We start from the raw sequence: 9,687 nt of genomic DNA on the forward strand, positions 1-9,687 counted from the left end.
CCGCACGCAGCGCCCGCCGCCGTGGCCTCTCAGGCCGGGTGGATCGCCCCGAGAATCCGCGGCCCCCGTGCGGCACTAACGCTCGGCAGATTGCCCGGCAACCCGGCCAGCGTGCGCTGCGCCAACCAGGCGAACCCCATCGCCTCCAGATAGTCCGGGTCCAGCCCGTGCACCGCGCTGGATTCGATCACCACGCCCGGCAGCCGCGTACGCAGGCGCCGCAGCAACTGCGGATTGCGCACGCCACCGCCGCACACCAGCACCCGTTTCGCGCCCGGCAGGTGGGCCAGCAGCGCATCGGCCACGGTGGCGGCCGTCAGTTCCAGCAGCGTCGCCTGCACATCCGCGCCCGACACTTGCCCCTCACCCAGCTGCGCCTGCGCCCAGTCCAAGTGGAACTGCTCGCGCCCGGTGCTCTTGGGCGGCGGCAGCGCAAACCACGGATCGGCCAGCCAGCGCGCCAGCAGTGCGGCATCCACCTGGCCGCTGGCCGCGAACGCACCGTCGGCATCGAACGGTTCGCCGCGATGGCGCTGGCACCAGGCATCCATCAGCGCGTTGGCCGGGCCGGTATCGAAACCGCGCGGCGTGCCCTCGCGCGGGATCAGGGTGAGATTGCCGATGCCGCCCAGGTTGAGCACCGCGCGGTCTTCATCGCTGTCGCCCAGCATCGCCAGGTGGAACGCCGGCATCAGCGGCGCGCCATGGCCGCCGGCGGCGACATCGCGCCGACGAAAATCGGCCACGGTGGTGATGCCGGTCAGCTCGGCGATGCGGTTGGCGTCGCCGATCTGCATCGTGAAGGCGGGATCGGCCAGCGGCCGGTGGCGCACGGTCTGCCCGTGCGAGCCGATCGCCTGCACCTGGGCGCGGTCGATGCGCGCGCTGTCCAGCAGGCGGTTGGCGGCGTCGGCGAACGTGATCCCGACCTGGGCATCGAGGCGCCCCAGTGCATCAAGCGAGGTGATGGTGCCGCCTTCGCCCAGCGCGATCAGCTCGGCACGGACCGCCGGATCCCAGTCGTGGGTCAGGCCATGGATGAAGCGGCAGCCGCCCCCGGCGGGGAACTGCACCAGCGCGGCATCGACGCCGTCGGCGCTGGTGCCGGACATCAGGCCCAGGTAGAGCGGGGTGGTGGGATCAACAGCAGAGGTCATGGCCAGGCGGTCCAACGGGTTGCGTGCAGCTTCCGCGCAACCCGTTGCCGCCGTCAATCGCAGCGATCAGCCGCGGTTGGATTTGACCGGCTTGCCGGCCTTCGCCGTCGCCGTATCGGCGGCCTTGGCATCCGGTGCCGGGCTGGCATCGGCGTAGATCAGCTTTTCCATGCCCTGGATGCGGGCCAGCGCCGGGGCCGTCTGTGCCCGGAAGGCGGCCAGTTCGGCGCCCTGCAGCGGCTCCGGCGGCGGCATCGTCACCGACAGCGGGTTGCGGTGCACGCCGTTGACGCGGAATTCGTAGTGCAGGTGCGGGCCGGTCGCCAGGCCGGTCGAGCCGACATAGCCGATCACCGTGCCCTGGGCCACGCGCTGGCCGGTCTTGATCTTGCCGAAGCGGGACATGTGCCCGTACAGGGTGGTGTGGCCGCGGCCGTGGTCCAGGATCACGACGTTGCCGTAGCCGCGCTGGGTCCCGGCGAACTGCACGCGGGCATCGCCGGCGGCCATGATCGGGGTGCCGGTGCGCGCGGCGTAGTCCACGCCCTTGTGCATGCGCATCTTGCCCAGCACCGGGTGCTTGCGTGCGCCGAAGCTCGAGCTCAAGCGCGCGAACTGGATCGGCATGCGGATGAAGCTCTTCTTCAGCGGCCGGCCGCTGGCATCGAAATACTCGGACTTGCCGTTGCGGTCGAAGCGGAAGCCGCTGTAGGTCTTGCCGCCCGAGCTGAAGGTCGCCGCGAGGATCTTGCTGGTGTCCACCTTCTCGCCTTCGCGCCAGGTTTCATCCAGCACCACGCTGAAGCGGTCGCCCGGCTGCAGGTCCTTGGAGAAGTCGATGTCGTACTTGAAGATCTCGTCGGTCATCGTCGCGATCGCCGAGGGCGACAACCCCGCCTTGCGCGCGGCGGCATACAGCGAGCTGGTGATCTCGCCACTGGCGACCACGCGGCGGGTCGAACTCTCGCGCTTGCTCACCGTCTCGGTGATCTTGTCGCCGGCCAGGGACAGCTCCACACGGTTGTCGGCATCGCGGTCGAAGCGGATCGTGCGCAGCTCACCGGACAGCGGCAGGTCGAAGGCGATTTCCGCACCGGGGCGCAGCTTGGTCAGCGACTCGCGCACACCGGGGTGCTCCAGCACCTGGTGCATCACCGTGGCCGGGATGCCGGCCTGGTCGAAGAGGTTGCTCAGGGTCTGGCCGCGCTGGACGCGCAGCACCTGCCAGCTGTCGCCAGGGGTCTGCTGCTGGCGTTCCAGCGACAGCGGCGGCAACGGCAGCGCCAGGGTCGAATGGCTGACCGAGTAGGGCGAGTCGATGGTGTGCGAGAAGCCCGGGACGATCGTGGCCACCAGGGCGCCGATGGTGGCGAACAGGCTGGCGTGCATCCAGTGGCGACGGGTCCAGCGCTGGTTGAAGGCCGCGGGAAGATGCTGTTTGAGCTTCCGATGGAGGGCGGTGTCGTGGAGAACGTGGAGACGTTCCTTGAAGCGCTGCTTGCGCGCGCGGCCTTGATCGGAATTGAGCATCGTCGGTCTGTTCCTGGCTGGCCCGGGAGCGCGGGCCCAAACGTCGGTAACATAGACAGGTATAAATACCGCGTCAAACCCTTGTGCCTATTGGATTTTGTGAAGCACCTGCGGTTAACTTGTACTTAACGCCATTCATATAAATAAGGCATTGCCGGGAGTTGTCACGTGTCCTCGATTGAAGAAGCCATTGCCCTGATCGGGCGAGGCGCCGATGAGATCCTCAAATCCGACGAACTGCGCCAGCGTCTGGAAAGCGGCCGTCCGCTGCGGGTCAAGGCCGGCTTCGACCCCACTGCACCGGACCTGCACCTGGGCCATACCGTGCTGCTCAACAAGCTGCGCCAGTTCCAGGACCTCGGCCACCAGGTGATTTTCCTGATCGGCGACTTCACCGGGATGATCGGCGACCCCTCGGGCAAGAACGTCACCCGCAAGCCGCTCACCAAGGAAGATGTGCTGGCCAACGCGCGTACCTATGAAGACCAGGTCTTCAAGGTGCTGGATCGCGAGAAGACCGAAGTGCGCTTCAACTCGGAGTGGTTCGGCAAGATGGCCGCCGCCGACATGATCCGCCTGGCCGGCCAGCACACCGTGGCGCGCATGCTCGAGCGCGACGATTTCGCCAAGCGCTATGCCGCCCAGCAGTCCATTGCCCTGCATGAGTTCCTGTACCCGCTGGTGCAGGGTTATGACTCGGTCGCGCTGGAAGCGGACGTCGAACTGGGCGGTACCGACCAGAAGTTCAACCTGCTGATGGGCCGTGGCCTGCAGGAGCACTACGGGCAGAAGCCGCAGATCGTGCTGACCATGCCGCTGCTGGAAGGCCTGGATGGCGTGGCCAAGATGTCCAAGTCGCTCAACAACTATATTGGTATCAGCGAACCGGCCATCGACATCGTCACCAAGACCATGAAGATCGGCGACGACCTGATGTGGCGCTGGATCGAGCTGCTCTCCTTTGATATCAGCCAGGCCGAGGCCAAGGCCCTGCGCGAGCAGGTCGAGGCGGGCGGGTTGAACCCGCGCGAGGTGAAGCTGCGCCTGGCCCGTGAGCTGACCACCCGCTTCCATGATGCCGCAGCGGCCGAACAGGCGATTGCCGGCTGGAATGCCGCAGTGACCGGGCAGGGCGATGTGACCCTGCTGCCGCTGCAGGAAGTGAGCATCCCCGCTGAAGGCCTGCGTATTGGTGCCTTGTTGACGGCGGCAGGCCTCACCCCGAGCAACTCCGAGGCCTCCCGCAAGCTCAAAGAGCGTGCGGTGAAGGTGGATGGCGAGGTCGTGGAGGATGCCCAGCAGGTGTTCGTGCCCGGCTTTGAAGGCCTGCTGCAGGTCGGCAAGCGGACCTTCGCACGCGTGTTGCTGGTCGCGGCCTAAGCGGCACAAGGGGTTCGGGCGATCCGGACCCCGTCCAGCATGAATGGAAGGGAGGCGGCGTGAAAAAAAGTCGTCTACCCCCTTCACAAACGACCCCGATAGGGACATACTTTCCCTCCCCCGACGCAGGGGCCACCGCAAGGCGGCAACCGCGAAGGAACAGGACTTCAACTTCTTCGAAAGAAGGTGTTGACGGAAACGAAAAGCCTGACATAATAGGCGGCTCGCAACGACGAAAGCCTCTTAGGCGAACGACGAAGCGGCATCGGCAACAACGTCTCACTTCGGTGAAACGGCCTTGAAAAAAGGTGTTGACGAAGCAGATAAGCCGGCTATAATGGGCGGCTCGCAACGACGGAAACGTCGGGGCACACGGAGGAAGGCGCTGAGGCCGACTCCAAAGTTCTTTGACAGTATGCGCAGGTATCTTGTGAAGGCGCCTGCAGGAAGGATGTATGTCCATCTTGCAGACGTTTGATCAAGCAACATATCAATTGTTTTAAAGCAAGCGAAACGTTGCCAGCGGTCAAGCATCTGCAGCTTTAAATTTTTAGTCCTCGGACTATGCGTTTTTAAGTGAAGAGTTTGATCCTGGCTCAGAGTGAACGCTGGCGGTAGGCCTAACACATGCAAGTCGAACGGCAGCACAGTAAGAGCTTGCTCTTATGGGTGGCGAGTGGCGGACGGGTGAGGAATACATCGGAATCTACCTTTTCGTGGGGGATAACGTAGGGAAACTTACGCTAATACCGCATACGACCTTCGGGTGAAAGCAGGGGACCTTCGGGCCTTGCGCGGATAGATGAGCCGATGTCGGATTAGCTAGTTGGCGGGGTAAAGGCCCACCAAGGCGACGATCCGTAGCTGGTCTGAGAGGATGATCAGCCACACTGGAACTGAGACACGGTCCAGACTCCTACGGGAGGCAGCAGTGGGGAATATTGGACAATGGGCGCAAGCCTGATCCAGCCATACCGCGTGGGTGAAGAAGGCCTTCGGGTTGTAAAGCCCTTTTGTTGGGAAAGAAAAGCAGTCGGCTAATACCCGGTTGTTCTGACGGTACCCAAAGAATAAGCACCGGCTAACTTCGTGCCAGCAGCCGCGGTAATACGAAGGGTGCAAGCGTTACTCGGAATTACTGGGCGTAAAGCGTGCGTAGGTGGTTGTTTAAGTCTGTTGTGAAAGCCCTGGGCTCAACCTGGGAATTGCAGTGGATACTGGGCGACTAGAGTGTGGTAGAGGGTAGTGGAATTCCCGGTGTAGCAGTGAAATGCGTAGAGATCGGGAGGAACATCCATGGCGAAGGCAGCTACCTGGACCAACACTGACACTGAGGCACGAAAGCGTGGGGAGCAAACAGGATTAGATACCCTGGTAGTCCACGCCCTAAACGATGCGAACTGGATGTTGGGTGCAATTTGGCACGCAGTATCGAAGCTAACGCGTTAAGTTCGCCGCCTGGGGAGTACGGTCGCAAGACTGAAACTCAAAGGAATTGACGGGGGCCCGCACAAGCGGTGGAGTATGTGGTTTAATTCGATGCAACGCGAAGAACCTTACCTGGTCTTGACATGTCGAGAACTTTCCAGAGATGGATTGGTGCCTTCGGGAACTCGAACACAGGTGCTGCATGGCTGTCGTCAGCTCGTGTCGTGAGATGTTGGGTTAAGTCCCGCAACGAGCGCAACCCTTGTCCTTAGTTGCCAGCACGTAATGGTGGGAACTCTAAGGAGACCGCCGGTGACAAACCGGAGGAAGGTGGGGATGACGTCAAGTCATCATGGCCCTTACGACCAGGGCTACACACGTACTACAATGGTAGGGACAGAGGGCTGCAAACCCGCGAGGGCAAGCCAATCCCAGAAACCCTATCTCAGTCCGGATTGGAGTCTGCAACTCGACTCCATGAAGTCGGAATCGCTAGTAATCGCAGATCAGCATTGCTGCGGTGAATACGTTCCCGGGCCTTGTACACACCGCCCGTCACACCATGGGAGTTTGTTGCACCAGAAGCAGGTAGCTTAACCTTCGGGAGGGCGCTTGCCACGGTGTGGCCGATGACTGGGGTGAAGTCGTAACAAGGTAGCCGTATCGGAAGGTGCGGCTGGATCACCTCCTTTTGAGCAAAGACAGCATCGTCCTGTCGGGCGTCTTCACAAGTAACCTGCATTCAGAGTTTCACGCCGGCCAGGCCGGTGTGGATAGTCCCGTATATGGGGCCTTAGCTCAGCTGGGAGAGCACCTGCTTTGCAAGCAGGGGGTCGTCGGTTCGATCCCGACAGGCTCCACCACACGCCGCGAGTTTATCGACGCGGTAGCAATGAGCTGAACGGACATTGGGTCTGTAGCTCAGGTGGTTAGAGCGCACCCCTGATAAGGGTGAGGTCGGTAGTTCGAGTCTACCCAGACCCACCACTCTGAATGATTAGCGCATACAAAGAATTTATTACGGATCAGCATTGTGGCTGGTACGTGTTCTTTTAAAACTTGTGACGTAGCGAGCGTTTTGAGATTCTATCTTAGACGTGTCGTGAGGCTAAGGCGGAAGACTTAAATGTCTTCTTATTAATTGAGTCGTTATATTTCGTATCTGGGCTTTGTACCCCCAGGTCATATATGTAACCCAAGGCAACTTGCGGTTATATGGTCAAGCGAATAAGCGCACACGGTGGATGCCTTGGCGGTCAGAGGCGATGAAGGACGTGGCAGCCTGCGAAAAGTATCGGGGAGCTGGCAACAAGCTTTGATCCGGTAATGTCCGAATGGGGAAACCCACCCGCTTGCGGGTATCCTGCAGTGAATACATAGCTGCTGGAAGCGAACCTGGTGAACTGAAATATCTAAGTAACCAGAGGAAAAGAAATCAACCGAGATTCCCTGAGTAGCGACGAGCGAACGGGGACTAGCCCTTAAGCTGGAATGGTTCTAGAAAAACAGCCTGGAACGGCTGGCCATAGAAGGTGATAGCCCTGTATTTAAAAGGGCCACTCCAGTGAAGACGAGTAGGGCGGGGCACGTGAAACCCTGTCTGAACATGGGGGGACCATCCTCCAAGGCTAAATACTACTGACCGACCGATAGTGAACCAGTACCGTGAGGGAAAGGCGAAAAGAACCCCGGAGAGGGGAGTGAAATAGATCCTGAAACCGTGTGCGTACAAGCAGTAGGAGCTCGAAAGAGTGACTGCGTACCTTTTGTATAATGGGTCAGCGACTTACTGTTCGTGGCAAGCTTAACCGTATAGGGGAGGCGAAGGGAAACCGAGTCTGATAAGGGCGCATAGTCGCGGGCAGTAGACCCGAAACCGGGTGATCTAGTCATGGCCAGGGTGAAGGTGCCGTAACAGGTACTGGAGGCCCGAACCCACGTCTGTTGCAAAAGACGGGGATGAGCTGTGATTAGGAGTGAAAAGCTAATCGAACCCGGAGATAGCTGGTTCTCCTCGAAAGCTATTTAGGTAGCGCCTCATATGTATCCTCTCGGGGGTAGAGCACTGTTATGGCTAGGGGGTCATCGCGACTTACCAAACCATTGCAAACTCCGAATACCGAGACGGACTGTATGGGAGACACACGGCGGGTGCTAACGTCCGTCGTGAAAAGGGAAACAACCCAGACCCACAGCTAAGGTCCCAAATTCACTGCTAAGTGGAAAACCATGTGGAAAGGCACAGACAGCCAGGAGGTTGGCTTAGAAGCAGCCACCCTTTAAAGAAAGCGTAATAGCTCACTGGTCGAGTCGGTCTGCGGGGAAGATTTAACGGGGCTAAGCAGTGAACCGAAGCTTGGGGTGTGCATATTTATATGTACGCGGTAGAGGAGCGTTCCGTAAGCCGTTGAAGGTGGATTGAGAAGTCTGCTGGAGGTATCGGAAGTGCGAATGCTGACATGAGTAACGATAATGCGGGTGAAAAACCCGCACGCCGAAAGCCCAAGGTTTCCTTGCGCAACGTTAATCGGCGCAGGGTGAGTCGGCCCCTAAGGCGAGGACGAAAGTCGTAGTCGATGGGAAGCAGGTTAATATTCCTGCACCTCGCGTAAGTGCGATGGAGGGACGGAGAAGGTTAGGTGTACCCGGCGTTGGTTGTCCGGGGGAAAGGCGGTAGGTTTGGATCTTTGGCAAATCCGGGATCCTTTAAGACCGAGCACCGAGACGAGCCTTTAAGGCGAAGTCACTGATACCACGCTTCCAGGAAAAGCTCCTAAGCTTCAGCTTACGCAGACCGTACCGTAAACCGACACAGGTGGGTAGGATGAGAATTCTCAGGCGCTTGAGAGAACTCGGGTGAAGGAACTAGGCAACATGGCACCGTAACTTCGGGAGAAGGTGCGCCCTTTTTGGTGGCTCATGCGAGCTATAGCTGAAGAGGGCCGCAGTAACCAGGCCGCTGCGACTGTTTATCAAAAACACAGCACTCTGCAAACACGAAAGTGGACGTATAGGGTGTGACGCCTGCCCGGTGCTGGAAGGTTAATTGATGGGGTCAGCCGCAAGGCGAAGCTCTTGATCGAAGCCCCAGTAAACGGCGGCCGTAACTATAACGGTCCTAAGGTAGCGAAATTCCTTGTCGGGTAAGTTCCGACCTGCACGAATGGCGTAACGACAGCGGCGCTGTCTCCACCCGAGACTCAGTGAAATTGAAATCGCTGTGAAGATGCAGCGTTCCCGTGGCAAGACGGAAAGACCCCGTGAACCTTTACTATAGCTTTACACTGAACGTTGAGTTCGTCTGTGTAGGATAGGTGGGAGGCTATGAAACCATGGCGCTAGCTGTGGTGGAGCCATCCTTGAAATACCACCCTGTCGTGCTTGACGTTCTAACCTAGGTCCATAATCTGGATCGGGGACCGTGTATGGTGGGTAGTTTGACTGGGGCGGTCTCCTCCTAAAGAGTAACGGAGGAGCTCGAAGGTACGCTCAGCGCGGTCGGACATCGCGCACTGTGTGCAAAGGCATAAGCGTGCTTGACTGCAAGATCGACGGATCAAGCAGGTAGGAAACTAGGACTTAGTGATCCGGTGGTTCTGTATGGAAGGGCCATCGCTCAACGGATAAAAGGTACTCCGGGGATAACAGGCTGATACCGCCCAAGAGTTCATATCGACGGCGGTGTTTGGCACCTCGATGTCGGCTCATCACATCCTGGGGCTGTAGTCGGTCCCAAGGGTATGGCTGTTCGCCATTTAAAGTGGTACGCGAGCTGGGTTCAGAACGTCGTGAGACAGTTCGGTCCCTATCTGCCATGGGCGTTGGAGATTTGAGAGGGGCTGCTCCTAGTACGAGAGGACCGGAGTGGACGAACCTCTGGTGTTCCGGTTGTCACGCCAGTGGCATTGCCGGGTAGCTATGTTCGGAAGCGATAACCGCTGAAAGCATCTAAGCGGGAAGCGCGCCTCAAGATGAGATCTCCCGGGGCACAAGCCCCCTGAAGGAACCATATAGACTATGTGGTTGATAGGTCAGGTGTGTAAGTACAGCAATGTATTGAGCTAACTGATACTAATGATCCGTGTGGCTTGACCATATAACCTCAAGTTGCCTTGGCCGACATGACATGTCGATAGATCCCAAGTGCACGCTACGTCACAAGACTTACGAGAGGCAGGCGCCTTAATCCGTT

The 9,687-nt window shown here is 59.3% G+C and carries 3 protein-coding genes, 2 tRNA genes and 2 rRNA genes; 5 read left to right on the forward strand and 2 right to left on the reverse strand.

Annotation, left to right across the window (positions count from 1 at the left end):
* Nucleotides 1-29 precede the first annotated feature (29 nt).
* Both AC13F7_RS14925 and AC13F7_RS14930 read right to left on the reverse strand, forming a co-directional pair.
* Entirely contained in the window at nucleotides 30-1,157 is a 1,128-nt protein-coding gene (locus AC13F7_RS14925) for an anhydro-N-acetylmuramic acid kinase (protein WP_483001777.1), read from the reverse strand.
* A 66-nt stretch (nucleotides 1,158-1,223) separates the two neighbouring features.
* Nucleotides 1,224-2,687: a M23 family metallopeptidase gene (locus AC13F7_RS14930; RefSeq protein ID WP_259260450.1), complete on the reverse strand. Its 1,464-nt coding sequence runs from the start codon at nucleotides 2,685-2,687 to the stop codon at nucleotides 1,224-1,226.
* A 168-nt stretch (nucleotides 2,688-2,855) separates the two neighbouring features.
* On the opposite strand from AC13F7_RS14930, the gene tyrS reads away from it, so the two are divergent.
* The 5 genes from tyrS (at nucleotide 2,856) to AC13F7_RS14955 (ending at nucleotide 9,591) form a co-directional block, all read left to right on the forward strand.
* Nucleotides 2,856-4,067, forward strand: a complete 1,212-nt coding sequence (gene tyrS / locus AC13F7_RS14935; RefSeq protein ID WP_346471450.1) for a tyrosine--tRNA ligase — start codon at nucleotides 2,856-2,858, stop codon at nucleotides 4,065-4,067.
* 573 nt (nucleotides 4,068-4,640) lie between these two features.
* Nucleotides 4,641-6,187 (forward strand): 16S ribosomal RNA (locus tag AC13F7_RS14940).
* A 95-nt stretch (nucleotides 6,188-6,282) separates the two neighbouring features.
* Nucleotides 6,283-6,358, forward strand: a tRNA-Ala gene (locus AC13F7_RS14945).
* 47 nt (nucleotides 6,359-6,405) lie between these two features.
* A tRNA-Ile gene (locus tag AC13F7_RS14950) sits at nucleotides 6,406-6,482 on the forward strand.
* Nucleotides 6,483-6,712: 230 nt separating this feature from the next.
* Nucleotides 6,713-9,591: ribosomal RNA gene (locus AC13F7_RS14955) — 23S ribosomal RNA — on the forward strand.
* Together the 16S and 23S rRNA genes with 2 tRNA genes alongside form the textbook arrangement of a ribosomal RNA operon.
* Nucleotides 9,592-9,687: the final 96 nt, after the last annotated feature.

Source organism: Stenotrophomonas sp. K-6 (assembly GCF_056861555.1).

Bases quoted from the DNA above. Each gene is read 5' to 3' on its own strand.
- AC13F7_RS14925 (WP_483001777.1), bottom strand. From the start codon at position 1,157: ATGACCTCTGCTGTTGATCCCACCACCCCGCTCTACCTGGGCCTGATG.
- AC13F7_RS14930 (WP_259260450.1), bottom strand. From the start codon at position 2,687: ATGCTCAATTCCGATCAAGGCCGCGCGCGCAAGCAGCGCTTCAAGGAA.